We start from the raw sequence: 24,947 nt of genomic DNA on the forward strand, positions 1-24,947 counted from the left end.
AACGGATGGCGGGAAATGGCAACAAGGCAGAACCTTTGCATATAGCCCTTTTGGTACTTTTCGTTATAGCATACATTATTTCGGCCATACGTCCATTGGATCGGCTGGCTTGGATGGGTCAGATGACACCTGCGCTCCTGCTCGTTTTCTTGTTGGTTGTGACTTACCGGAAGTTCCGTTTCAGCACCTTTGTCTATGTGATGGCTTTTCTGCATGCTTTGTTGTTGGTGTACGGCGCGCACTTTACCTATTCCCAGAACCCTTTGTTCAATCAGTGGAAGGAACAGTTTGGTTGGGAGCGCAATTACTTTGATCGGGTGGGGCATTTCGCCCAAGGTTTCGTGCCGGCTTTTTTGGCCAAGGAGTTTCTGTTGCGGGGCGGTTATGTCAAGAAGAGCAAAATGTTGACTCTCATCGTCATCCTGTCCTGTCTGGGCTTCAGCGCAGCCTACGAACTGAGCGAATTCGCGGTCGTCAAAATTATGGATGTGCCCGCCGATGCTGTGATGGGGACGCAGGGTGACGCATTCGACAGCCTTTGGGATATGATTTGGGCATTGATCGGTGCGAGTCTGGCGTTATTTGTGTTCGGACCGTTCCACGACAGCCAAATGGAAAAGATGGGAGATTCCGATAGACCTCTCTGTTAGCCATATCTGGGCTGTTGGCCTATAATGAAGTTGAAGCTGAGGTTGGAGCAGTGTGACAATTCTATTTTGTTGTATTTGCGAGAAGGAGGAAACTGAAATGGAAATGATGCTGGTAATTGCAGCCGTTGTATTTTTTAGTGTTCTTTTTGTACCTGTGAAAGCAAAAGCACATTGCGATACCATGGATGGGCCTACAGCTGTTGACGGAAAGCGAGCACTGGAGACCTGCAACATTAATTATGCGTTAAAATGGATCCTTCCGGAGCAAGAGGGGGAACTGAAGGAAATCTTCGCCTTGAGCAGTAAGGTCAGGGCACTCGGGCCGGATGCCAAGGAATTGGCGGACAGATATTTTCTTGAGAATCTTGTCAGAATTCATCGGGCCGGGGAAGGAGCCTTCTATGAAGGGCTGAAGCCTTCGGGAACCCCCATCGATGAAAAAGTTGCAGCAGCCGATAAATGTATAGAAGTAGGGAACTTATCTCCATTAGAAGGGCTGTTGTCCCATGAAGAAATCCATGGACTGGAAGGGAAATTCAAAAAAGCTTTGTCACTGAAAGAATTCGATGTGGATGACGTGGAAGCTGGGAGAGCTTACATAGAAGCTTATGTCGATTTCTTCAAGACGGTGGAAGGTGAACACCATGTACATAAACACGATCATGGCCATACTGCGCACCCGCACTGATTTGGAACAGGGCTTTCTGTATATTTCTCTGACTATTGCCGCCATTTTCGCCGCCGTACTCGTCCGAAAACATCTATTTTTCCTTACGGTGGTGCAGTCCGATTCGATGTATCCCGCTCTGCGCCCGAAGGATTGGGGAGTCACACTTCGCATCCATGATGCAATGGAAATCAAAAGAGGCGACATCCTCGTTTTTTATTCTGATGAACTTAAGGATATGTTGATAAAAAGGGTCATCGGATTTCCGCATGACCATATCATATGTGAACGTGATGGCGCTGTTTACGTCAACGGAAATAAATTGGAAGAACCCTATCTCAAGCAAACTGAAGGGAAAAGATCGGAATATCGGGTGCCTACAGGTAAGTATTTTTTGTTGGGGGACAATAGAGCACTTTCATATGATAGTCGTTCCTTCCTTGATCCGTTCATTTCAGAACAGGCTATCCAAGGAAGAATCATTTTCTCCCTCGTGCCATTCCGAAAAATGTAATCGGAACGATTTCATATTAACTTGATAAGGTCTCGATTAGGACGTTTATTGCATCAAACATTAGAGAAAGAAAGGTGTATTATCATGAAAGAGATCACGACAGAAAAACTACGACGCTTCAATCTGATCATGGGTGGACTCCATCTGGTCCAAGGGATTGCGATGCTTTTTTTGGCAACGAACGTCATCCAGAAAATCGGTGAGTTCAGTCCTGAAATCAGCCAATTCTATTTATCCTTCAATCCCGAAACGCGCTCGCTGGAAACAGCCTCGCGTGTCCTTTTCGAATTGCCGTTCGGTATTCTGGTCGCTTCGTTCTTGTTCATTTCCGCAATTGCGCATGCCTTGATTTCCATTCCGAAAAAGCTAAATGCGGTCTATAATGCCGATTTGGCCAAGGGCATCAACAAATTCCGCTGGTTTGAATACGCGCTCAGTTCATCGATTATGATAGTCCTGATTGCGACCTTGTTCGGCATCTACGATATTGCATCACTCATTCTGATCTTTATTGTGAATGCCACAATGAATCTCTTCGGACTCGTGATGGAGCAGCTGAATGCGGGACATTCAAAAGATAATATCCAATGGGGACCCTTCATTTGGGGCTCGATCGCCGGAATCGCGCCATGGATCGCCATCCTGCTTTACATGTTCGGGACCGGCAATTTCGGTGAGGTGCCTTGGTTTGTCTGGGCAATCGTCGGCACTTATTTCATTGCGTTCAATACTTTCCCGATCAATATGATTTTGCAGTACAAGAAAGTAGGGAAATGGGCGGACTACCTCTACGGGGAGCGTGTTTATATTGTTCTGAGTCTGGTTGCGAAATCAATCCTCGCTTGGCTCGTGCTTTTCGGAGCGATGCAGCCATAATGCAGGCAAGTTTCAGGCGACATCCTTTACCATAATAATACAAAATGTTTCGATCCAATTTACAAATAAAGTGTATATTGAAGGTATGGAGGAAGTGTAATTTATTTCTGTTTTGCTTATATTCGAATGATCACGCTTCAGCCGGACAGGTTGGGCGTCCACCAGAAAGCTTCTGATGGATGCCCAACCTGTCCGTTTTTTTTTCAGTTTTCAACCAAAATGACATTATTGGCAATAGTGGGGGACAAGGGCTACAATGGTTCTGAAGAAGAAGGGATCAAAGTGAGGGGGAAAATAAAAATGAAAGAACTGCAGCAAATTCCCGGCATCGGGCCGAAGATGGCGGCTACGCTTGTTTCTTTGGGGATAAATACAATCGCGGACCTGCGCGACAAGGACCCGCAGGAACTATATGAGCGTTTGAACAGGATAACCGGTCAGCGGCAAGATCCCTGTGTACTGTACACTTTCCGCTGCGCTATCTATTATGCGACCGAACCGCATCCAGAACCGGAAAAGCTGAAATGGTGGAACTGGAAAGACAAATAGGTCAGCTAAAATGTCTTCTTTACTATGCATACCTGTAGGGGTATAATTGTTTTTAACAAATCTGGCGAGGCTTACAGGGTAAAGGAGACAACAATGGCGCAGGAATTCTACAAGAAAATATACTCGGTGGGGGAATTTTATTCAATTTTGTATGATGGAGTCCGCACAATGAAATACATGATCAAGGCCAAAAAGAAAAACGAATTGAGTCCGGAATTCATCGAGAGAATCATGTTGGGCGTGACGGAAGTCAACGGCTGTGAAGTCTGTTCCTATGCACACACGAAAATGGCTCTCGAGCAAGGGATGACTGCGGAAGAAATCCAGAAATTGTTGGCGGGATCCGCTGACAAAATCCCTGTAGAGGAAATGCCTGCGTACCTTTTCGCCCAGCATTTTGCGGACAGAAGAGGGTATCCGACGGAAGAATCCTGGGATCGGATCGTCTCTCTTTATGGGGAAGACAAGGCGAAAGGAATTTTGGGTGCCGTTCGAGCCATTATGGTCGGCAATGCGCACGGCATCGCAATCAGTGCCTTTATGAGCCGGTTGAAAGGCAAAGCAGTAAAAAAGAGCAGTTTGGTGTATGAATTAACGATGATGCTCAGTATCATCGTCTATCTGCCGCTGGTCTTGATCCAAGCGATGATGGACGGCCTATTCAAGAGACCGATAATCACTTTCTGAGGACACAGCTGAACTAAAATCATTCTGTTTGTGGATAACGAAAAAAATAAGCTGTGGAAAACCATTTTTAATGGCTTTTCCACAGCTTATCTGCGTTTTAATGGGTATAACTTTCCGTCAGATCCGTTTCAGGTTCTTCAGCGACAAATCGAGGATCGCCGAAGAGTGGGTCAGGGCGCCTGATGAAAGGTAATCCACACCGGTGTCGCGCAAGGCGGCGATGTTTTCAGCGGTGAGATTGCCAGAGCACTCCACCAAGGCACGCCCGTCAATCAAACGGACGGCTTCCTTCATCTCCGCCGGGGTCATATTATCCAGCATGATGATGTCGGACCTCGCCTCGAGCGCTTCTTTGACCATATCCAAGTTTTCCACCTCGACTTCAATCTTATGCACAAAAGAAGCATATTCCCGCGCCGCAGCGACTGCCTGCTTGATGCCGCCTGCCGCAGCGATGTGGTTGTCCTTCAGCATAACGCCGTCGGACAGGCTGAACCGGTGGTTGCTACCGCCGCCGACCTTCACGGCATATTTCTCGAAAATCCGGTTGTTCGGTGTCGTCTTGCGGGTGTCGAGCAGCGTGATGCCGCTGCCTTCAAGCAAGTCGACGATTTTGCGGGTATGCGTGGCGATGCCGCTCATGCGCTGGAGATAATTCAGGGCGGTGCGTTCGCCGGACAGGATGACGCGTATATCGCCGATCACTTCAGCCAAAAGATCTCCCGATTTGACGGCATCTCCTTCCTGGAAATGGAAAAACACTTCGGTCGTGTCGTCGAGGAGGGCAAAGGTCCTGGCGAAGACGTCAAGCCCCGCAATGATGCCGTCCTGTTTGCACAACAGTTGGGCCTTGCCTTTTGTGTAGGCTGTGATGATGGCGTTGGTCGAGAGATCCTCGGTTGGGATATCCTCGTCGAGCGCCGCCAAAATCAGGCGATCCATATTACTTTGCATGGGCTTCCTCCTCTATTCCGATTAATTCTAATAGATTTCTTGTAGCTTCATTCAAGCCATCCGTGATGGATCGGGCATCCGGTTCGGGAAAAGGATAAGGAAGTGCGCGTTGGAATTCCGCATCGATGGCTTGGGCAGCACGTTTACTGAACACCAAGCTTTCCAGCAACGAATTGCTCGCCAAGCGGTTTTTCCCGTGCACGCCGTTGCAACTCGTTTCCCCTGCGGCATACAGATTAGCCATCGAAGTCTTGCTCTGCAGATCGACTTCGATGCCGCCCATGAAGTAATGCTGGGCGGGCACGACCGGGATATAATCCTCGGTCAGATCATAGCCCTCCTGCAGGCAGTGGGCGTGGATTCCCGGGAACCTTTCGGAGATCGACCCTTCTATGTGGCCTTTCAAAAGCATCCGGACATAGGGCAAACGGTCCTTCTCCATCTGGGCATAAATTTCTTTCGTAAGCAGGTCGCGCGGCAACAGTTCATCAGCGAAACGTTGACCGTCTTTGCCGACAAGGATGGCGCCTTCCCCACGCAGCGATTCCGACATCAGGAAAGCTCTCCCCAAACGGCCTGTATACAAAGAAGTCGGATGAATCTGGACATAATTCATGTCCTTGACGCGGACGCTATGCCTCAGCGCGACGGCGATGGCGTCGCCGGTCAAATGCGCAAAGTTGGTCGATTTGCTGAACAGGCCGCCGATGCCGCCAGTGGCAAGCAGCGTGTTCTGAGCGTAGAAATTGGAAAGATTACCGGACTGGTCGCGGAGCACTGCACCATAGCAACGGTCGTCGGCAACCAAAAGATCGACAAGCGTGCTGCTTTCCAGAATGGACACATTTTTCTGTTCCTTGATCCGGGCAATCAGTTTGCTGTTGATTTCCTTGCCGGTCATATCTTTGCAATGCAGGATCCGAGCTCTGGAGTGGGCGCCTTCTTTGGTGTAGGAGAAGCCATCCCCCTTTTTGTCGAAGGCGACGCCCAAACCGATAAGATCGCTGATGATTTCCCGCGAGGAGCGGATCATGGCTACGACGGCTGCTTCGTTGTTTTCGTAGTGGCCGGCACGCAATGTGTCCTCCATAAATGGCTCGAAGTCCATTTTATCTCGCTGGACGCAGATGCCGCCCTGGGCAAGGAAGGAATCGTTCTCCTCCAAAGTACCTTTGGTGACGATCAGAATTTTTTTGTCTTTGCTGAGGTTGAGGGCTGCAAAGAGTCCGGCAACACCGGTTCCGACGATAAGGACATCATAGTTGCGCATGGGTCTTCACCTCGGCCAATTTCATCATCCGTTCCAGCGGTTGCAGTCCTTTTGCACGCAACGATTCATCCATTTCCACTGCAGGTTCGAAAGTCTCCAGAGCGTAGATGATTTTCTCCAGGGTATTCAGTTTCATATCGGGACAGACCTGACCGACTGAAGGGGCATGGAACCTTTTGCCGGGTGAACGTTTTTCCATTTCATGGATGACGCCGATTTCCGTGCAGATGATGAAATCCTGGGCTGGATTCTTTTCGCTATAGGCGACGAGGTCCGACGTGCTTCCGACAAAGTCCGCCAAATCAAGGATCTCTTCCTTGCATTCTGGATGCGCCAGAATTTCAGCTTGCGGTAGGTCACGCTTCATCTTCAGAACATCGGGAACGCGGATACTGGTATGGATCGGGCAGTATCCGTCATTGAAAAGAAACGTCTTTTCCGGGAGCTGATGGGAAATGTATCTGCCTAGGTGCTCGTCGGGAATGAAATAAATGTAGCGGTTGGGAAGGGCAGCGATGACGTTTTTCGCATTTGATGAAGTGACGCAGACATCGGCGTGGGCCTTGATTTCGGCGGTGGAATTGATGTAGCAGACAACAGCCACATCTTCGTAAGTTTCACGGATTTTCTGGATGTCGCGGATTTTGACCATGTGAGCCATAGGGCAATCTGCCTTCAGATCAGGCATCAGGACGACTTTATCCGGATTCAGCATCTTCGCGCTTTCGCCCATGAAGGCGACGCCGCAGAAAACGATCACTTTTTCCGTGACCTGTGCTGCAATTTTGCTCAAATAGTACGAATCCCCGATAAAATCTGCGATATCTTGAACGGCTCCAGGAACGTAGTAGTGTGCGAGAATGACGGCATCTTTTTCTGCTTTCAGCTGCAATATTCTTTCCGTAAGTTCATCCATTGTTGCGACCCCTTTTTTGTGATAGTTTAATGAAAATGAATATATCACGTAACTTTACAGGTGTCAAGACACCCTGTGGAGAAAAGAACTTATACAGCCAATTTGATCACTACCTTTCAAGGCCGTCAGAAATCATCAAATAAGATTTGAATAACAGAAGACCTATTTTCCTCCCCAAACATTTCTTTTCGACGCCATTTTGAATGAAATGATAGTGAGAACAAGCAGATGACGGTGAAAGATATATATGATGTGAAATTCAATGACATTAGCTACTTGTAAACAGCGAACCATGTAAAAAAAAAATCTTTCTCCTTTCGGAAAAAGACTTTAATAGCTAAGGTTATCTTCTTAATATTTTTCGAGGCTCTTATTGAACGCATCCAGATGTCCTTCCGAAGCATTGCGCAAAGCCGTAAAAGTTGCACGAACGTCATCCGGGATGTCCTGGTCGAGGAATTTGTCGTACATCGCGATATTATCCACTTCTCCTGTGGCGCAGTTCTCCAAACCTTCCTTGATATCCGCTGCCTGTTTTAGGTGGTCTGCCGATTCATCAGCCGGAATCACCAAGTCGTATTTTTCGAACAGAACGGTCATTTCAGAGATATGCTGTGCCTCAGCTGATACGATGTTGTTGAATGGAGCTTGATCTCCGAAAGTTTCCAGTACGTAGGTATATTCCCCATGGGCCAATTGCTCATCTTGGATGGCATATGTGAACATTTCTTCCATCGTAAGATTGTTGTCCGCCAATGCTCCGACCGCACCATAGATGTATGGGGATGGTGCTTCAATAGATTCGTCTTCTTCCATTATAGATTCATCTTGTTCGGAATTGCTTTCGACCATTTCCGAGGAGCCTACTGCTGAAGAATCATTTGTTTCTGTATCATCGTTTGCGGTACAACCTACCAATAACAATAGACTCAACAACGTGGCCGATCCGTAGAGTTTCTGGTTCCTGTTCATTTTTTTCATCCTTTCAGTTTAAGCGATAGGAGTGATTGGGATTTGGGAAGGGACCACACATTTTCAGATGTTGGATGGCAAACTTGAACAAAGGTCTTGTCACCATAAAGGTACGCCTTACTAGAAAAAATGTCAAAAAATTGGGGCTTTCCGGCAGCAAAATTTTTTACCCCAACAGCTATCTCAATATTTGCACAGATGCTTGTTTTTGAGTACTATTAACTTAGCAGAATGCTTAACTTATTGCGCAATATGCTATATATCTGATTATCCAAGGCAATTATATTTCTTATGCAGCACTACGAAAGAGGAGGAAATAAGATGGAAACAAAATTGGAAACGAAACAACTGGAAACACCCATCAAAATAACGGTTGCCGTGACTTATCTGATTATGATCGTCGTTAACGCATTGGCAAACATTCTGCCGATCAATGGCATCGACACTGGTGCGGTATCGGATGCCTATCCGAACTTGTTTGCACCTGTTGGCTTGACGTTTTCAATCTGGGGCGTCATCTACCTTTTGTTGGCGGGTTATACACTTTACCAATTCGGCTTATTCCATGGGGATAAAGGTAAGGTGAAGACGGAGTTGCTGCGGAAAGTTGGTATCGTTTTTTCTTTCAGTTCAGTGGTGAATGCCGCTTGGATCTTCAGCTGGCATTACCGCATGATTGGCCTGTCGGTGATCCTGATGCTGGTGCTTCTGCTGAGTCTTATCTACATCAACCAGACGATACTGAAGGAAAAACTCGATCAGAAGGAAAAGTTGTTCATCCGCCTACCGTTCAGTGTCTATTTCGGCTGGATCACGGTGGCTACAATCGCGAACATCACAACGCTTCTGGTCGACATCGGCTGGAATGGCTTCGGGATCTCAGAAGAGGTCTGGACGATTCTGATTATCCTGATCGGACTTGCAATTGGAGCCATCACGATGATTCGCAACCACGATATCGCTTACGGGTTAGTGATCATTTGGGCCTATACGGGCATCCTGATCAAACACATGTCGCAGGACGGATTTGCCGGGCAATATTCTGGCATCATCACGACCGTCATCGCTTCCATCGTGTTGATGGGTGTGGCGATCGGCTATGTGCTCTTCGCTAAGAAAAAAACTCCGTCTATCCTGGAATGATTACTAATTCGACAATGGTGTAGTTTGATTGATTAGAAACAGGTCTCGGTAACGATTCAACTGAATTGGTGCCGGAACCTGTTTTTGCGCGTTTTCAGTGCCTTAACGACGACTATCGTATTGATGGTCGTGCGGATGCGGAAGTGATAAAATAAGCATGAGACAATGGGCTTCAGAAAAGGAGACGTGGAGAAAATGAGCTTTGTGATCGAAATGGTGGAAACGCAAGAACAACCGACTTTGGTTTTGAAAACGGTTACTCCGGTAAGTGAGCTTCCGAAAATATTGGGGAAGGCCTTCATGGACATCGTTACTCACATCATGGAATTGGGTGAACAGCCGGTTGGGCCAGCTTTCGTCGGCTATTTCAACATGGATATGGAAAGGCTCGAATTGGAAATCGGTTTTCCGGTATCCAAAGCGTTGCCGGGCAAAGGCGATATCCTTGCCAGAAACATCCCGGCAGGCAAACAGGTCAGTTGCATGTACAAAGGTCCGTATATGGAGATGCCGCCCGCTTATGAGGAAATCCAGAAATGGATCAAGGATAATGGCTACAAACCACTTGGTCCGGTCTATGAGCACTACTACAATTCACCGGAAGAGGTTCCTGAAAGTGAACTGCTGACGAAAATCGTATTTTTGGTGGAGTGAGCATACGCCAATCCCTATTTCAAAAGATGAGGCGATACCTATGACAGACGTAATGATCAACAAAGAAGTGGAAGCATTTTTTGCCGGGAAACCGGAAACCAAAGCTTTGTTCATGGCTGTGGAAAGGAAAATCCGGGCGATTGGACCCGCCATAATCACGGTGACAAAGACCCAGATTTCTTTTGCCACGCGGACACAATTCGCCTGGGTCTGGATGCCGCAGCCGACAGACAGAAAGAGGCCGTTGCATAGCCTGGTGCTGAGTTTCGGTTGCGGACGCCAGATTGTACATGATCAGATTGTCGAAGCCATCGAACCGTACCCCGGCAGATGGACGCACCACGTGATCATTGCGGAGGAGGCGGACCTGACGGCTGCCGTCGATGCTTGGATGCGGGAGGCGTACCAGTTCTCGAAAACGCGGGGAAAGTAGTCTGCTTCAAAGAAATAAGCAACCGCAAAGCGAGCGCAAGGGGGAAACAGCATGAGTGAGACGCATCTGCACAAAGGACGCCAGACAGTCAAATTGGGTTTGATCAAGGTTGTACATGACCTCTTTCCGGAGGAGACACTGAAGACATCTTACTCCATTTTAGAAGGGGTCTTCTGCAACCTTTACGGATCGATTCTGTCGACAAGGGAAGTGAAGCAAATCGAACGGAAACTACGGGAGTGGGTCGAAAAAGACAGCAGTATCGTATTGCTCCGGAAAGAAGGCGGCTATTACCATTACCAAGTGGGGGACACCATCGTGAAGGCCGTCTATCCGGCTTTTACGGATACCTTCCTCGTGGAACCTTTTACCATTCTGCCGTTTTCTTATGGGTTCATCGTGGATTTCGGGGACATCGACAAAGGCAGCGATAGACCGCTGATTCCGCCGGTGCAGCTATCAGCTGCGTTCGAAAAGAATCAACGCTGGATGGATAATATCAACATTGAACAGGTCCAAGACGTCAATGACTATATCCGATCCGGGCGCACGATGAAATTGGTCAGCATCGCCGAAGCTCTGCATGAAAAGGAAATTTCCATCATCGCAGATGCCATCCTGCAGCACCGGCGCGCCTTGCGCCTGTTGCTCGTGTCGGGGCCTTCCTCTTCAGGGAAAACGTCCTTCACCCAAAGATTGTCGACGCAGCTGGAAGTGAACGGGCTGAAGCCGATTGCGCTGTCTTTGGACCATTATTTCGTGGACAGGGAGCATACGCCTCGGGATGCCGACGGAAAGTACGACTTCGATAGCATGGAGGCGTTGGATTTGCCATTGCTGACACAACAAATCGCGCAGCTGATCGCCGGAGAGCGCGTATCCGTTCCTCAATTCGACTTCATCACCGGCCAGCGTATGGCCGAATACAAGCCGATGCAGGTCGGTCCATCAGAGATACTGATCATTGAAGGCATCCACGCCCTGAATCCGGAACTGGTCACCAGTATCAACCGCAACCTCATCTACAAGATCTACATCAGCGCGCTCGGCGGCCTCAACATCGACCTGATGAGCCGGGTTCCGACTTCGGAAATCCGACTGCTCAGGCGTTTGGTGAGGGATGACAAATACAGGGGCGTCACGCCGGAAAACACGATCCATCAATGGGACAGCGTGCGCCGCGGCGAGTACCAGAACATCTTCAAGTTCCAGGAAGAGGCCGATGTGATGTTCAATTCCAGCATGATCTACGAGATGAATGCGCTGCGCCCCTTTGCGGAAACGGCGCTTCAGAAGATTCCGGCCGACAGCCCATATTACGATACACGCGAACGGTTATTGAACTTGCTGAGTTTCTTCGAACCGCTGGACGTCTCCAAAGTGCCGTTCAATTCCATTCTGAGGGAATTCATTGGTGGCAGCATTTATTACGATTGAGCCGAAAAAGGAAGGAAGATGGAAATGGAGCGGGCGGAAATTATCGCGTGGCTTTTGGAAGGCGATCCAGCGATCCAATATCAGACAAGGCGCGATCTGCTGCAGGAGGACCCTGCTGGATTGTCAGACTTGAGGGATAAAATAGCAAAGGAAGGTTGGGGCCGTGCTTTTCTGGAACGGCAACAGCCGGAGGGACACTGGGGACGTTGGTTTTATCAGCCGAAATGGACAAGCAGCCATTACACCTTGCTGGATCTGCGTAACCTCTGCATACCGGTGACCCGGGAAATAAAAAAGGCGCTGGATCTCATCCTTGCGACTGTCATTGCGTCCGATGGCGGCGTCAATCCGGCAAAAGGCATCGAGCAAAGCGATGTCTGCGTCAACGGGATGTTCCTGAACTATGCCTGCTTTTTCAGGACGGAAGAGGATAAACTCCGATCGGTGGTCGATTTCATCCTCAGCCAACAATTGGCCGATGGCGGCTTCAATTGCCGCCTGAACCGATCCGGTGCCAGGCATAGCTCGATGCATTCCACGCTCAGCGTGCTAGAGGGCATCAGGGAATACGCTGCAGCCGGCTATGCCTATCGCGCGGATGAATTGAAGCGGATGGAAAGCGAAGGACAGGAATTCCTGCTGCGGCACCGGCTCTACAAATCCGACCATACCGGCGCAATCATCCATCCAAGCTTTTTGAAATTGGTCTACCCTCCGCGTTGGCGCTACGATATTTTGCGTGCGCTCGATTATTTCCAAAGCGCGGGTTATCCCTATGATGAACGGCTGCAGGATGCTTTGGACATTCTGAAGGCGAAACGCTTGCCCGATGGACGCTGGAAAACGCAGGCCCACCATCCTGGTGAGGTGCATTTCCAGATGGAACAAGCCGGAAAGCCGAGCCGTTGGAATACGCTCAGATGCCTGCGGGTATTGGAATTTTATCATCAAGATGAAACAGCAAACGGAAACCGGGGATGATTTGGATGGAACAAAAAGAAAAGAACCAGCTACTCGAAAAAATCCAAGGAAAACCCGATCTGGAAGCATTCGTCAGCGAGGTGCTACGGCAACCGGAATATGTAGCGGAGCTGTTTGCGATCATCAAGTCCGATCCAGGCAAAGCAAAATTTTACTGCGATAAGGTCATTCGCATCGTGAGCGAGCGGAAACCTGAATGCATCTATCCCTATTTCGACGAGGTGGCGGCGCTGATCGAGAGCCCGAACAGCTTCATCAAATGGGGAGCAATCATCACGCTGGCGAATTTGGCGGCTGTTGATACAGAAAACAAATTTGCCTCCATCCAGGAACAATATTTCGGTTTGATTGCTGACGAGGCAATGGTGACGGCAGCGAACGTCATCGGAAACGCCTGGAAAATCATCCTGAACAAGCCAGAATACGAACAGGATATAACGAAGCGCTTGTTGCAGATTCCTGAAAACAGTTATCTGTACAAAGGGGAAGCGTCCCCGGAATGCAGGAACATCCTTTGTGGGCACGCAATCGATTGTTTCGACAAATACTTCGAGTTGGCCCATGACAAAAACGGCATCTTGGTTTTTGCCTCTGGACAAACGCACAATCCCCGGAAGCAAGTAGCCAAAAAGGCTACGGCTTTTCTGAAAAAGCATATGCAATAGATCAAAGTGTAAGGAGGGTTGTCGATGTCCGAATCGAAAATACCCGAATCCTGGCTCAACTGCCGGAATCCACAGGAATGGCATGACTGGCTGGCGCAAAACCATGATCAAAAGGATGAGATTTGGTTGGAAATAAAAAAAGCCCACGCTGCAGGCGAGGGCATCCTGTTGGCGGAAGCGGTCGAAGAGGCGCTCTGCTTCGGTTGGATTGATGGCAAGATGTACAGTTTGGATGAAGGGAGCTTCATAATCCGTGTCACGCCCCGCAGATCCGGAAGCGTCTGGTCACTTATCAATCGGAGGCGCGCTGAAGCTTTGATTGAGGCTGGAAGGATGACAGAAGCCGGTTTGGCGGCCATCCAAGCGGCGAAGGCCAGCGGGAAATGGCAAGCAGCCTATTCCTCGAAGGAAGTACCGGACCTTCCCGATGAATTGGAGCAGGCCTTCAAAGCTGACTCAGCTGCCCGTGCGTGTTTTGAAGACTGGTCGACCGGCGAAAAGGCCCACTATCTTTTCTGGATCGCCCAAGCTAAACGACCCGATACCCGCAAAAAAAGAATCGCCGAAACGTTTGAACGGGCAAAAGCAAAAAAAAGCCACCCCCGTGAAGAGGATGGCGGAGCTTGATGCGGCTGACAGTCTACAGCAACTCTTGCGCCAAAAGGGAATAGGTTTTGAGCCGCGCCTGTTGGGAATGCGGCATGCTGATGATCATCGCTTCATCGAAACCATACTGGCCCTGCAGATTCTGCAATGTTTCTCCGGCTTCTTTTGCGGTCCCAAGAATATGCGTTTTGCGGATGTCATTGATGAGCTGCTTCTCGATTTCCGTCAGCGGATAAGCGGCGGCTTGTTCCGGGGTCATCAGATGGTTGCGCATCATTCCACGGAAGAGCTGCATCTTGAAGATTGCATACGGCAACTCTTCGTAGAGCGCTTCTTCGCGCGTATCTGCGACGATGGCATGGAAGGCGACGCTTATCTGTTTTTCGGGCATGGCCGCGGACGGAATAAAATGCTGCTTGTAGAGATCGAAAATGCTTTTATCAAGCGTCCCGGTGAAGAACTGCGCGAACGAATAGCCGACGCCCATTCTGCCGGCCTGCACGGCGCTGTTTCCGCTCGAACCCAACAGCCAGGTCTGTGGAATGGTTACATCTACAGGCGCCGCGGGAGTGTCCCGGTAAAGCGGATCCTGGGGTTTCCGGTCTTCCAACAAGTCCAGGATCGTCTGCAGTTTTTCGTAATGATTGTCCAATTGGGGCGGGTTGCCTTGCGCCAATGCGTTCATGGATTGACGATCGCCTCCGGGTGCACGGCCAACACCAAAATCAATCCGGCCGGGTGCAAAGCCGGACAGCGTTTTGAAGACTTCCGCGATTTTCAAAGGGGAGTAATGCATCATCATGACGCCTCCGGTTCCGACACGGATCCGATCCGTCGCGGCCGCGATGAAGGCGGCGATGATTTCGGGTGCGGCGCTCGCCATCAAATTGCTGCCGTGATGCTCGGCGAACCAAATGCGTTCGTACCCAAGAGTGTCGCCTAAACGGGCGAGTTCTTTGGCGTTCTGCAGGGCCTGCTCGGCGTTTCCGCCTGCTGTGATGTGGACTTGGTCCAAGATGCTTAGTTTCATAATTTCCTCCGATTTTTTTCTGAATAAATTTGAACAGGCTAGTTGCGAAATACTGATAGATTGACTATAACAAACCGAGTCGCTTGGGACAAAGAATCAGCTTCTAAAATGTAAGCGAGAAAGGTGAAATATGATATAGAAAGAAGGATTTAAAGTGAAAGCAATCATAAAAGATGTACTGTCGGGTCTGCTTATTTTTGTACTTATAATGGTATTGGAATTCGCGGTAACGTTGCCGTTCGGGGAACCTGGCGGCGAGAGCGGAGGGCTTGCCGTTTATCTGAATCGCGAATTCCTGTTGACGGCAATTCCGGCCGCGATCCTGACCTACATGGCGGCGATGGTGACGAAAGTTCCGACCATCGTCAGCGCCTACCGCAAGAGTATCATCTGGACAACGGTTGTGTTGGGTTTTTACTCGATCATAGCGGTAGGGAACGACAATGTCGGTCCTATTTTTGGATCTTATGGATTTTACCTGTTGCTGCTAGGTGTCTTCCTCGGCCCGATTTTGTATTCCAAGTTCAAGAGACTGACTTAACTGGAAAAAGGAGTGAGAATGTGGGGATCATCCATCATATCGAAATAAACGTCAGCGATCTGTCTGCCAGCAAGGTGTTTTGGACCTGGCTGTTGGAAGAGCTGGGATTCAGCAAACACCAGGAATGGGAGCAAGGTTTCAGTTATAAGGAAGGTGATGCTTACATCGTCTTCGTCCAGACAGCCGACCGTTTCCTGGACGAACCCTATCATCGCGGCCGGACGGGATTGAACCATATCGCTTTCGCGGTCGACACAAAACATCAGGTGGACGAATTGTATGCGGAACTGCAACGTCGTGGTATACCGTTGTTGTATCCCGAAAGACATCCTTTCGCAGGCGGAAAAGAACACTACGCCGTCTTTTTCGAAGACCCCGATCGGATCAAAGTCGAGGTCGCAGCAAGGTCCCCATTCGGACAGACGAAACACATCCATTAATGGCGCAAATTTAAAAAACAGAAAGTGGGAAAGGCTATGGAAATCGGGATCATTATCCATTCTTTGACCGGAAATACCTTGTCGGTAGCGGAGCGGCTGCAGGAAAGACTGTCAGCTGACGGGCACGACGTGGAAATCGAACAGCTCAAGACCATCGGCGAAGAAAACACAAACGAATCAAACAGCGCGAACATAACACTGAAGTCCTATCCGGACCCGCAGGCGCACGATCTCCTGATCATCGCCGGACCCGTCAGAGGAGCTTCCGCTTCCCCTGTTCTGAAGCATTACTTTTCGCGGATCGGCCAGTTTGAGAAAAAGCCGACGCTCCTATTTGTGACCGAGTTTTTTCCATTCCCTTGGATGGGTGGCAAAAATGCTTTAAAGCAGATGACTGCGCTTTGCGAAGAACACGGTGCCGAAGTTATCGGCAGTGGCGTCATCAACTGGAAAAATCCGCGCCGCGAAAGGCAGATCACGGATTTGCTGCAGCAGTTCAGCGAGTCAGCTGCGCGGATGGATAAAAAATAAAATAGTATGCTGCGCAAGTTATTCGCAAAAAGGGGGAATTCTGTGATGATAACCATCTTTAATCCCGAGGAACAGAAGTGGCCAATCAAGGTGTGGCTGGAGAATGAGGAACAGATAGGCGAGGATTGTCTGCAGCAAGCGAAAAATTTGGCGAATCTGGCGTTTCTGTATCAATGGGTCGTGCTGATGCCGGATACGCATTCTGGATATGGCATGCCAATCGGGGGCGTCATCGCTGCCGAAAAGGTCATCATTCCGAATGCGGTCGGGGTGGATATTGGCTGTGGGATGAGCTTTGTCCAGACGAACATCCCCGTAGAACGGCTGATTGAGATCGAGACACCGAATGGGAAACTGGCCCAGGCAATCGCGGGCGACATCCTGCGGAATATTCCGACAGGTTTCGAGCACCATAAGAAAAAACAGCAATGCGAATCGGTCGCCCGTTTCCTTGAGGGCATGACGCCCGAGGAAAAGGAAACAATGCCGCAGGAATTGATGAAGGAACTTGATGACGCTGCCTATCAAGTCGGCACGCTCGGTAGCGGCAACCATTTTATTGAACTGCAGACGGACGATCAGGGTAAGCTTGGCATCATGCTGCATTCCGGGTCGCGCAATCTGGGCTTCAAGATTTGCCATTATTTCAACGATTTGGCCAAGGAAGTGAACAGACTGGACCAGTCTCCGGTCCCTCCCGAGTGGGATCTGGCTTATTTTTCCACCGAAAGTGATCTCGGGAAACTGTATCTCCGCTGGATGAAATTGGCGATGGATTTCGCCGAAGAAAACCGCAACCAGATGATGGAGAAGGTGCTCGATATCGTCCGACTCTGGGTGAAAAAATATGCCGGCATCAACCACGTCAATTTGTCGGACGCCGTCCACTGCCACCACAATTATGCCGCACTGGAAGAACACTACGGCAAAAAAGTCTGGGTCCACCGCAAAGGAGCGATCCGCGCCGGTACTGGCGAAATGGGCATCATCCCGGGAGCAATGGGAACGTATTCCTATCTGGTGAAAGGCAAAGGCAATCCGGAAAGCTTCCTTTCCTGTTCGCATGGGGCGGGCAGGCGCATGAGCCGTTTGGATGCCAGGGAACAGTTCAGTGTCCAGGACACTATCTTGGATTTGAGGGCATTAGGCGTTTTTCTCGCGAAAGCCAAACGGACAGATGTCGGTACGGAATCGCGTTTTGCTTATAAGGCCATCGACTTTGTGCTCTCACAGGAACTGGATCTCGTCGAACCGGTCCGCCGCCTCAAGACCGTAGCTGTCATCAAAGGCTGAAAAGAAAAGAGGGACAAAAATGGAACTGCAGGAAAGGTACATCGCGGCCGGCCTGAAACATATCCCGCCGACCGAAAAAGATGAAGTGGAAAAAGCCATGCGCCGCATCATTGCGGAGCGGCTGCAAGAACGTGGCGCTCCTTCCGAAGAGACGGAACGCGAAGTGTTGAGAGGATTGGGGAGTCCGAGGCTTCTGGCTGAAAAGCAACTGCGGGAACCGCCCCATCTGATCGGTCCGGAGCTGTACGGCACCTACCTCCTGATCGTGAAAATCGTCATGACTGTGGCGGTCATCGGTACGCTGATCGGGAATACCGTCGATTTCATCGTCAATGATGTGGAATTGCTGCGTTATTTCGCTATAAGTTTCGCAACGGCAATCAGTGCGGCAATCGGCGCCTTCGGGTGGGTGACGCTCGTGTTCGCCATCATGGAAAGGACGGCAAAAGAGAAAATCCTGAGGGAAATCCAGGAAGACTGGAGTCTGGCTGATCTGCCGGAGAAGGAAGTTCCGCAGAAACCGTTCAACAGAATCGGGGTCATCATCGGCATCATCTTTACGGTGCTTTTCCTCGTCCTCGTCAACCAATACAGCCAGCTGTTGGGATTCTACTACACGTTGGACGGCAGCATCCAGGAAATGATTCCGATGTTGAATCAGGAAGTGTTCCGCAGTTACTTGCCTTACATCAATGCTATGTTGGTGCTGCAATTGCTGTTCTCCGCCAGCAAGTTCGTTTTCAGGAAGTGGACCTACCCGGTTGCGACCGTAAATCTGATTTTGAATATCCTTTCGTTTCTGTTTCTATGGTACATCCTTCAAGATACGGCCGTCCTGAATCCGGAAATCGTAACAAAAATCGCGGAAGCCACGGATGGACAACGGGTACTCAATACTGCATTCAACTCGATTAAAGCTGTATTCCTTTTCATCTTCCTGTTGGACTCCTTTGAGGGTTTCCATGATGCCTACAAAAACAGCAAAAAGCCGGTCTGAATCGGCAAACTAGTTCTGCGGGTATGTGAAAAGCGGAGCGGATGGTCTATAATGGGAATGCAAACAAAATGGGATTCCGCTGAGCGGCAGACCGGTATTTTTGGAGGGAACCAATTAGTTATGGAACAGACAAATGCTAAAAAATACATCCTTTATAATGAGGATACGAATGAATATTTGACTAGAATCACCTTCATGGGCAGCACCGTCTACAAGACGACGACGCTCGATTTGGCGATGCGTTTTTCAGAGCAGGATAAAGAAAACCTCGAGGCGATGGGTGCCGGCAATCCCGAAAAGGTACTGAACAACATTGAAGCGACGGCCTTCGGAAACGACAGCGATGTGAAGGAAACATACAGACTCTCCAACCTGAGCTTCATGTCCATCAACGACTTGACGCCGGAAGAGCGGGCAGCCTTCGATCAGGAAATCGAAGAGGGCAAAAAGAAAGCCGCCAGGATCCATTGCTGCCGGATCGTCAACAGATAGACTCCCAAGAGGCAACCAGCAGGAATCAATCGAACCAGTCATTATTCAGGACAGAGCAGTAGGCAAATTTTCAGGTCAGGTTGCACAAGCCAGCCCCGTAAAACAGATTGCTGCTGACTTCGAATGACACTCCTCGAAGTACAATCGAGGAACGCCACCGAAAAAGCAAAAAACGGGCGCTATGCAATCATGTTGCATAGCGCCCGTTTTTTCATATTTTCTTATTTGCTTGTTGCTACTTCGACTTTTGCTGTTTTTTTGACAGCTGTCACATTGCCCAACGGCAGGACTTCTTCGCCGTAGACTTCGTTCAAAACTTGTGCCAAAGCGCCGTAGATGGCTGAGAATCCGCAGAAAATGCCTTCGTAACCAGCGATTCTTGAAATCATTTCATTGCCCGTGAAGTCTCCCAACGCAAGCAGGAAGAAAAGCAATGTCAAAGAACCAAAGACGATCTGCAGGTTTTTGCTGATGCGCAATGTTCCGACGAACATGCCCAAAGTGAACAGTCCCCACATGAACAGGTAAGCAGCCATCGCTTGAGCCGAAGCCGCTTCGCCCATGCCAAGACCAGGCATAACGATTGTTCCGACAAGGGAAAGCCAGAAGAAGCCGTAAGAAGTGAAGGCAGTTGCACCGAAAGTGTTGTTTTTCTTGAATTCCATGATGCCGGCAATGACTTGCGCCATGCCACCGAAGAAAATACCCATAGCTAAAATCATCGTGTTCATCGGGAAGTAACCTGCATTGTGGATGTTCAACAGGACTGTTGTCATTCCGAAGCCCAATAAGCCAAGCGGCGCTGGATTAGCAGTGAATTCTTTTAAGCTGACGATCGTGTTGTTCTGTGTGTTTGATGCGTTTTTCATTAGTAGTTCGTTCTCCTTTGATTTCAAATCTGAAAATAATGTCAGGGTGATTATATCCATATTGCTTGCTGTCGTCAATCTGTTTTGGGAAAAGTACACTTAAAGTTCACTTTTGATGCTACGGGAAATTACTTTAATGTAAGTGTAATTTACGTTTGAGTGTTGTTTTTAAGGGGTTATGCAAAGAAAATAATAAAACGATTTTGAGGATTTCGAAAGGATGGAAGAGAAAATGATAGCGATAAAGAAAATCATTGCGGTCGGCGGAGTCCTGCTCGGGACTGCTGGCGTTGTTCATGCCTATCTACGCACGGCACCCTCGAAGGCCGCTAGGGAATTTACCGATTTGGCGGAGGATTTGTTGAAGGAAACGGAGCCGGCAAAAGGTCGCTTCACTGAAGCTGACATTGCGACGCTGCCTGGCCCTGTCCGACGCCATCTGCGCCGTTGCGGTCATCTTGGGAAACCGAAGATGGCCTACATGAAGGTAGTTTTCCCTGATGTTGCCTTTTCGCTCGGAAAGGGAAAAAAGACCATCAAGATCGCCTACACGCAATATAACTTTGTGGACGGACCTTGCCGCATCGCCTATATCGACAGTTCGCTCTACGGCATACCTTTTGAAGGGGTGGATGCCTACGTCGACGGTAAGGGCTCGATGAAAGGAATCGTGGCAAAAAATATCACACTGTTCGACATTGACGGTGAAGCGATGGACAAGGCTAGTTTGGTGACGTTCCTCTCCGAGTGCCTCTTCGTTCCGAATGCGGCTCTTCAGGACTATATCCGTTGGGAGGCAATCGATGCGCACCACGCCAAAGCGGTGATCACAGCTTACGGAACCACTGCAGAAGGGGTCTTCACGTTCAATGAAGATGATGAGATGACAGCTTTCACAACCGATGATCGGGAAGCCACAACGATGGATGGCAAAAGCGAGAAAGTCAGATGGTCAGCTCTGTGCGGCGGGTACAAGGAAATCAATGGTATCCGCCAGCCGACGAATCTGAAGGCTGTCTGGCACTATGACGAAGGGGATTTTACATACTTTGATGCGAAAGCTGCGATGATGAGTTATGACAAATAAAAATGATCGGAATGAATGGACGGGATTGTCGGAAGCGGAAGTGGCTGAACGGAGAGTCCGATATGGAGCGAACGCCTTGCCGGTACCGAAGCACCGCCTCCTGGGCTTGATTCTGAGACAATTCCGGGGCATCTTCAATCTGATGCTGCTGATTGCGGCGGGGGTGACTTTTTCGCTGGGAGAGCCGATAGACGGCACCTTTATCCTGTTGTTTGTATTCCTCGGGACAGCACTCAACGTCTATCAAGAGCACAAATCGAATCAGGCAGCAGATAAGCTGAAAGCCTACCTGCTGAGCACGATCACGGTGATGAGGGACGGTTCGGAAAAAGAAGTTCCCACCGAATCGTTGGTGCCCGGTGATATCTTGAAGCTTGAGTCGGGCGATATCGTGCCGGCTGATGCCATTGTCCGCGCTGCCCGCGATCTGTTAGTCGATGAAACGACCTTTACGGGAGAGTCCATTCCGGTTACGAAACGTGCCGCTGCGCCAAGCGCAGCCGTTGCCGACATAGCGATGGTCGCCGATGAAGAGAGCCTTCTGCAGGGTATTGTGATTGTGCGCGGAAATGCGTTGGCTGAAATCACCGCAATCGGTCAGGAAACGCAGTTGGCCCATATCGCTTCGACGGCATCCGCCGTGCAGGCGGAGAGCGAACTGGTCAAGAGCGTGGATAAAATCAGCAACTTCATCATGAAAGTGACGCTGCTGACGCTCGGGTTCGTCGTGGTGGCGAACATCCTGATCGAAGGCCGGCAGGCGGATGTCACGGGCCTGCTGATTTTTGCGATCGCGCTTGCCGTATCGGCCATACCGGAAGCTTTGCCTTTGGTACTGACGTTCTCGCTTTCACGGGGAGCATTGGAATTCGCCAAACGCGACGTAATCGTCAAGCGGCTTTCCGCGGTACAGGACTTGGGATCCGTCAATCTGTTATGCACCGACAAGACCGGAACGATCACGGAAAACCATCTTGTGTTCAGCAATCTTTACCCTAGGGATGGCTCGCCTTACGATCCGTTGGTATTGGCGCGGTTGGCCGCCATCAATCTGCATGAGCGGATACCGGAACCTTTCGACCGGGCAAGCGATGAGGCCCTCACACAAGCACAACGGCAGATTGTGGAGCGCTACAGTCTCGTGCAGGAGGAGGCTTTCGATCCAGCGCTGCGCAGCAACGGTGCAATCGTGAAACAGACAGACGGAACGACACTGCATATCCGCCGCGGGAGCCCGGAATATTTCTTCGGGCAAGGATTGATTTCCCGCGATGCTGTTGCGGATTGGTTGCAGACTGAGGAAGAAAAAGGACACCGGGTACTTGGCGTGAGCTATGATGACAGCACCGGTGCGCAGTTCGGCGGATTTGTCTCTTTCGTGGACCGCATCAAGGATTCCACTATTGCGACCGTTGCGGCCGCAAAACAGATGAATGTCGCCATCACGGTCATCACTGGGGATGCCCTGAAGGTGGCCGAGGCAGTCGGCAGGGAAGCCGGGTTGGTGAAGGAGAGCGCTGAAGTCACGGAAGCCGCCGCCTTTTTGGCATTACCGCTGACCGAAAGGAAGAAACGCCTGTCCTCGATCCGCGTCTTTGCCCGGACGACGCCGGAGCAGAAACTGGAAGTGATCCAACTGTTGAAGGAACAGTTCACGGTCGGGTATTTGGGTGAAGGGATCAATGACGCACCGGCTCTGAAAGCGGCGCACGTGTCGATGGTCGTGCAATCGGCGGCCGATGTCGCCCGCGAGACCGCTGATATCGTATTGCTCCAGAACGATCTGCGGGTCATCGTCGACGGCATCCGCTTCGGGCGTGAAACGCACGCCAATACGATGAAATACATCCGCGCCACTTTGATCTCGAACTTCGGCAATTTCTATGCGGTCGCCATCGGCTCGCTCTTCATCAGCTTTTTGCCGATGCTTCCGAAACAACTGCTGCTCCTGAATCTGCTTTCTGATTTTCCGATGATGGCCATCGCCTTTGACCGCGTATCGGCTCAGGAAGTGGAACGACCGCAGCGGTACGATCTGCATTCTCTCTATATCATTTTCGTCACGATGGGGCTGGTGAGCACGGTCTTCGATTTCATTTGTTTCGGCTTGTTCTATCGGATCTCCCCGGCAGTGCTGCAGACAAACTGGTTCATTGCCAGCGTGCTGACGGAAATCCTGTTGATGCTTTCCATCCGTTCCTTGGCACCAATCAACAAGGCAGGTTGGCCGGCGCCATCGATCGTGATCCTTTCGGTAATTGCCATGGTACTTGCCGTCGGATTGCCGATGATCCCCGCTACTGCTGCTTTCTTTGAATTCCAAACGCCGACAATGGCGCATTTGGGGATCATTTTTGGGATTGCTTTTGCTTATCTTGTCGTCACTGAACTCGTCAAACGCCCATTGTCCAGTTTCGTGAAGAAATGAACCTTTGGGTAATACTTGTATAGGCCAGTAATTTGAGAGGGAAGGTGAGCTGTATGCATCCTTTTTATGGATCAGTCACTGAGTTTTTGGCAGAAGGGCAGTGGTGGATCGGCTTGCTGTCGATGGCCATGTACCTAATCTTCTGGGCGGTCGTCATCGTCTTTGCGGTAAAGCTCTTCAAGAAATATTTTGGCGATAGGGCAACTCCACTAAATTCGGAGGAAGATTCAGCACTGAAGATCCTCCGCGAAAGGTATGCGCGTGGGGAAATCGATGCCGAGGAATTCAAGCAGAAGAAAAGCGATTTGTTGGAATGAAGCAACAATGAATAGTCTTTGCCTGAAAGGGGTGCATCATGGAACTGCGTTCGTTGCTGCAGTTGGCGTACTTTGGCGCTACAACGATTTTATTCAAAAGGAAACGGCCGCTGGTGGGTTCCATCATCTTGACCGACAAATGCAATTTGGCCTGCAAACACTGCGCCGTCAGCAACATCACCTCGATCATTTACCCATATCCGCAGATCAGGGCTGAGATGCAGTGGCTATACGCAGAAGGCGTCAGAATTCTCTTTTTTTACGGAGGGGAACCTTTCCTTTGGCGCAATCAGGGACACACCCTGCGGGATCTAGTCATCGAAGCAAAGCAGATCGGTTTTCTGCTCGTGAACGTGGTCACCAACGGCACGCTGCAGGTGGACCTGCCGGAAGCGGACCTGGTCATGGTGAGTCTTGACGGCGGCAAAGAAAAACACAACGAAATCAGAGGCGATAGCTACGACCGCATCATCGCTAATATTGAGAAGGCATCCCGGGGGAATGTCTGCCTTTATATGGCGATCAACCAAATCAACAAGGGAGAAATCAGGGCAGTCTGCGAAACGGCTGCGCATACGAAAAACGTTCAGGCTGTTTCGTTCAACTTCCACACGCCTTATCCCGGTACGGAGCGGCTCAAACTAAGCCGAACTGAAAAGCAGGCTTGTGCCGACCAAATTGTGCAGCTGATCGATGCGGGCTATCCAATCCTGAATCTGAAAAGCGCTTTGCCTTATATAGTGAACAATACGTTTCCCACGCCTTGTTACCAATGCATTGTTGTGGAGAACGGGGACAAATGGGTATGCGGACGGTGCATCGACATCGAAGGGCTCTGCGCAGAATGCGGCTTCTTTTTCGCTGCCGAATTTTCGCTCCTTTTCAAAGGGAATGTGAAGGTGATTTGGGATCTGCTCAGGACTTATCTGAAATATATATAGGAGATGA

At 49.8% G+C, this 24,947-nt stretch carries 29 protein-coding genes; 23 read left to right on the forward strand and 6 right to left on the reverse strand.

Annotated features, from left to right (window positions below; translation table 11 throughout):
• The first annotated feature begins 5 nt into the window (after positions 1 to 5).
• The 6 genes from BLV66_RS08230 (at position 6) to BLV66_RS08255 (ending at position 3,943) form a co-directional block, all read left to right on the forward strand.
• Positions 6 to 650 (forward strand): DUF2238 domain-containing protein, encoded by a 645-nt coding sequence (locus BLV66_RS08230; protein ID WP_086985639.1) that lies wholly within the window; start codon positions 6 to 8, stop codon positions 648 to 650.
• Positions 651 to 747: 97 nt separating this feature from the next.
• The gene (locus BLV66_RS08235) at positions 748 to 1,338 is read left to right on the forward strand and encodes a DUF6448 family protein (protein WP_086985640.1); all 591 of its coding nucleotides are present in this window, start codon (positions 748 to 750) and stop codon (positions 1,336 to 1,338) included.
• On the forward strand, positions 1,295 to 1,831 hold the full coding sequence (gene lepB, locus BLV66_RS08240; RefSeq protein WP_176974184.1) for a signal peptidase I: 537 nt from the start codon (positions 1,295 to 1,297) through the stop codon (positions 1,829 to 1,831). Before BLV66_RS08235 ends, lepB begins: the two co-directional genes overlap by 44 nt.
• An 84-nt stretch (positions 1,832 to 1,915) precedes the next feature.
• The gene (heR, locus tag BLV66_RS08245; RefSeq protein ID WP_086985642.1) at positions 1,916 to 2,707 is read left to right on the forward strand and encodes a heliorhodopsin HeR; all 792 of its coding nucleotides are present in this window, start codon (positions 1,916 to 1,918) and stop codon (positions 2,705 to 2,707) included.
• Between the two features lie 237 nt (positions 2,708 to 2,944).
• Positions 2,945 to 3,256: a helix-hairpin-helix domain-containing protein gene (locus BLV66_RS08250; RefSeq protein WP_256327889.1), complete on the forward strand. Its 312-nt coding sequence runs from the start codon at positions 2,945 to 2,947 to the stop codon at positions 3,254 to 3,256.
• 168 nt (positions 3,257 to 3,424) lie between these two features.
• A complete protein-coding gene (locus tag BLV66_RS08255; protein ID WP_218131823.1) occupies positions 3,425 to 3,943 on the forward strand; it encodes a carboxymuconolactone decarboxylase family protein in 519 nt (172 codons plus the stop codon).
• A 117-nt stretch (positions 3,944 to 4,060) separates the two neighbouring features.
• Here the strand turns inward: BLV66_RS08255 and nadC are convergent, their stop codons facing one another.
• From nadC to BLV66_RS08275, 4 genes are all read right to left on the reverse strand, one after another.
• Positions 4,061 to 4,897: a carboxylating nicotinate-nucleotide diphosphorylase gene (nadC, locus tag BLV66_RS08260; RefSeq protein ID WP_086985644.1), complete on the reverse strand. Its 837-nt coding sequence runs from the start codon at positions 4,895 to 4,897 to the stop codon at positions 4,061 to 4,063.
• Entirely contained in the window at positions 4,887 to 6,167 is a 1,281-nt protein-coding gene (locus BLV66_RS08265) for an L-aspartate oxidase (RefSeq protein WP_086985645.1), read from the reverse strand. Before BLV66_RS08265 ends, nadC begins: the two co-directional genes overlap by 11 nt.
• Positions 6,154 to 7,083: a quinolinate synthase NadA gene (gene nadA, locus BLV66_RS08270; RefSeq protein WP_086985646.1), complete on the reverse strand. Its 930-nt coding sequence runs from the start codon at positions 7,081 to 7,083 to the stop codon at positions 6,154 to 6,156. The genes BLV66_RS08265 and nadA overlap by 14 nt, the downstream gene beginning before the upstream one ends.
• 351 nt (positions 7,084 to 7,434) lie before the next feature.
• Positions 7,435 to 8,055: a ferritin-like domain-containing protein gene (locus tag BLV66_RS08275; protein ID WP_086985647.1), complete on the reverse strand. Its 621-nt coding sequence runs from the start codon at positions 8,053 to 8,055 to the stop codon at positions 7,435 to 7,437.
• A gap of 321 nt (positions 8,056 to 8,376) precedes the next feature.
• On the opposite strand from BLV66_RS08275, the gene BLV66_RS08280 reads away from it, so the two are divergent.
• From BLV66_RS08280 to BLV66_RS08310, 7 genes are all read left to right on the forward strand, one after another.
• On the forward strand, positions 8,377 to 9,198 hold the full coding sequence (locus tag BLV66_RS08280; protein WP_086985648.1) for a TspO-related membrane protein: 822 nt from the start codon (positions 8,377 to 8,379) through the stop codon (positions 9,196 to 9,198).
• 195 nt (positions 9,199 to 9,393) lie between these two features.
• Positions 9,394 to 9,852, forward strand: a complete 459-nt coding sequence (locus BLV66_RS08285; RefSeq protein ID WP_086985649.1) for a GyrI-like domain-containing protein — start codon at positions 9,394 to 9,396, stop codon at positions 9,850 to 9,852.
• Between the two features lie 40 nt (positions 9,853 to 9,892).
• Positions 9,893 to 10,285 carry a DUF5655 domain-containing protein gene (locus BLV66_RS08290; protein WP_086985650.1) on the forward strand — a complete coding sequence of 131 codons (393 nt, stop codon included), beginning with the start codon at positions 9,893 to 9,895 and terminating at the stop codon, positions 10,283 to 10,285.
• Between the two features lie 51 nt (positions 10,286 to 10,336).
• A complete protein-coding gene (locus BLV66_RS08295) occupies positions 10,337 to 11,722 on the forward strand; it encodes a uridine kinase family protein (RefSeq protein ID WP_086985651.1) in 1,386 nt (461 codons plus the stop codon).
• Between the two features lie 18 nt (positions 11,723 to 11,740).
• Positions 11,741 to 12,703: a hypothetical protein gene (locus BLV66_RS08300; RefSeq protein ID WP_086985652.1), complete on the forward strand. Its 963-nt coding sequence runs from the start codon at positions 11,741 to 11,743 to the stop codon at positions 12,701 to 12,703.
• 5 nt (positions 12,704 to 12,708) lie between these two features.
• Positions 12,709 to 13,368, forward strand: coding sequence for a hypothetical protein (locus tag BLV66_RS08305; RefSeq protein ID WP_143033115.1), 660 nt, complete (start codon positions 12,709 to 12,711; stop codon positions 13,366 to 13,368).
• Between the two features lie 24 nt (positions 13,369 to 13,392).
• Positions 13,393 to 13,995: a YdeI/OmpD-associated family protein gene (locus BLV66_RS08310; RefSeq protein WP_086985654.1), complete on the forward strand. Its 603-nt coding sequence runs from the start codon at positions 13,393 to 13,395 to the stop codon at positions 13,993 to 13,995.
• Between the two features lie 13 nt (positions 13,996 to 14,008).
• Here the strand turns inward: BLV66_RS08310 and BLV66_RS08315 are convergent, their stop codons facing one another.
• Positions 14,009 to 15,004 carry an MsnO8 family LLM class oxidoreductase gene (locus BLV66_RS08315; RefSeq protein WP_086985655.1) on the reverse strand — a complete coding sequence of 332 codons (996 nt, stop codon included), beginning with the start codon at positions 15,002 to 15,004 and terminating at the stop codon, positions 14,009 to 14,011.
• Positions 15,005 to 15,158: 154 nt separating this feature from the next.
• Here BLV66_RS08315 and BLV66_RS08320 point away from each other — a divergent pair, with 154 nt between their 5' ends.
• Genes BLV66_RS08320 through BLV66_RS08345 form a run of 6 tightly spaced genes read left to right on the forward strand, consistent with a single transcriptional unit; the run spans position 15,159 to position 19,298 of the window.
• A complete protein-coding gene (locus tag BLV66_RS08320) occupies positions 15,159 to 15,545 on the forward strand; it encodes a hypothetical protein (protein WP_086985656.1) in 387 nt (128 codons plus the stop codon).
• A gap of 20 nt (positions 15,546 to 15,565) precedes the next feature.
• Positions 15,566 to 15,985 carry a VOC family protein gene (locus BLV66_RS08325; RefSeq protein ID WP_342746286.1) on the forward strand — a complete coding sequence of 140 codons (420 nt, stop codon included), beginning with the start codon at positions 15,566 to 15,568 and terminating at the stop codon, positions 15,983 to 15,985.
• Between the two features lie 36 nt (positions 15,986 to 16,021).
• Positions 16,022 to 16,516 carry a flavodoxin family protein gene (locus BLV66_RS08330; protein ID WP_086985657.1) on the forward strand — a complete coding sequence of 165 codons (495 nt, stop codon included), beginning with the start codon at positions 16,022 to 16,024 and terminating at the stop codon, positions 16,514 to 16,516.
• 45 nt (positions 16,517 to 16,561) lie between these two features.
• Positions 16,562 to 17,809, forward strand: a complete 1,248-nt coding sequence (locus BLV66_RS08335; RefSeq protein ID WP_086985658.1) for an RtcB family protein — start codon at positions 16,562 to 16,564, stop codon at positions 17,807 to 17,809.
• 19 nt (positions 17,810 to 17,828) lie between these two features.
• Positions 17,829 to 18,806 carry a hypothetical protein gene (locus BLV66_RS08340; RefSeq protein WP_086985659.1) on the forward strand — a complete coding sequence of 326 codons (978 nt, stop codon included), beginning with the start codon at positions 17,829 to 17,831 and terminating at the stop codon, positions 18,804 to 18,806.
• Positions 18,807 to 18,857: 51 nt separating this feature from the next.
• Positions 18,858 to 19,298 carry a hypothetical protein gene (locus BLV66_RS08345; protein WP_086985660.1) on the forward strand — a complete coding sequence of 147 codons (441 nt, stop codon included), beginning with the start codon at positions 18,858 to 18,860 and terminating at the stop codon, positions 19,296 to 19,298.
• Positions 19,299 to 19,519: 221 nt separating this feature from the next.
• On the opposite strand, the gene BLV66_RS08350 is transcribed toward BLV66_RS08345, so the two are convergent.
• Positions 19,520 to 20,167, reverse strand: a complete 648-nt coding sequence (locus tag BLV66_RS08350) for an acetate uptake transporter (RefSeq protein ID WP_086985661.1) — start codon at positions 20,165 to 20,167, stop codon at positions 19,520 to 19,522.
• Between the two features lie 220 nt (positions 20,168 to 20,387).
• On the opposite strand from BLV66_RS08350, the gene BLV66_RS08355 reads away from it, so the two are divergent.
• Genes BLV66_RS08355 through BLV66_RS08370 form a run of 4 tightly spaced genes read left to right on the forward strand, consistent with a single transcriptional unit; the run spans position 20,388 to position 24,940 of the window.
• Positions 20,388 to 21,254, forward strand: a complete 867-nt coding sequence (locus tag BLV66_RS08355; RefSeq protein ID WP_218131824.1) for a DUF6544 family protein — start codon at positions 20,388 to 20,390, stop codon at positions 21,252 to 21,254.
• Positions 21,244 to 23,682 carry a cation-translocating P-type ATPase gene (locus BLV66_RS08360; protein ID WP_086985662.1) on the forward strand — a complete coding sequence of 813 codons (2,439 nt, stop codon included), beginning with the start codon at positions 21,244 to 21,246 and terminating at the stop codon, positions 23,680 to 23,682. The genes BLV66_RS08355 and BLV66_RS08360 overlap by 11 nt, the downstream gene beginning before the upstream one ends.
• Positions 23,683 to 23,735: 53 nt before the next feature.
• The gene (locus BLV66_RS08365; RefSeq protein ID WP_218131825.1) at positions 23,736 to 23,999 is read left to right on the forward strand and encodes an SHOCT domain-containing protein; all 264 of its coding nucleotides are present in this window, start codon (positions 23,736 to 23,738) and stop codon (positions 23,997 to 23,999) included.
• 38 nt (positions 24,000 to 24,037) lie between these two features.
• Complete coding sequence (locus BLV66_RS08370) at positions 24,038 to 24,940, forward strand: radical SAM protein (RefSeq protein ID WP_086985663.1); 903 nt, start codon at positions 24,038 to 24,040, stop codon at positions 24,938 to 24,940.
• Positions 24,941 to 24,947 lie beyond the last annotated feature (7 nt).

This window comes from Trichococcus collinsii, from assembly GCF_900107505.1.
Taxonomy (GTDB): domain Bacteria; phylum Bacillota; class Bacilli; order Lactobacillales; family Aerococcaceae; genus Trichococcus; species Trichococcus collinsii.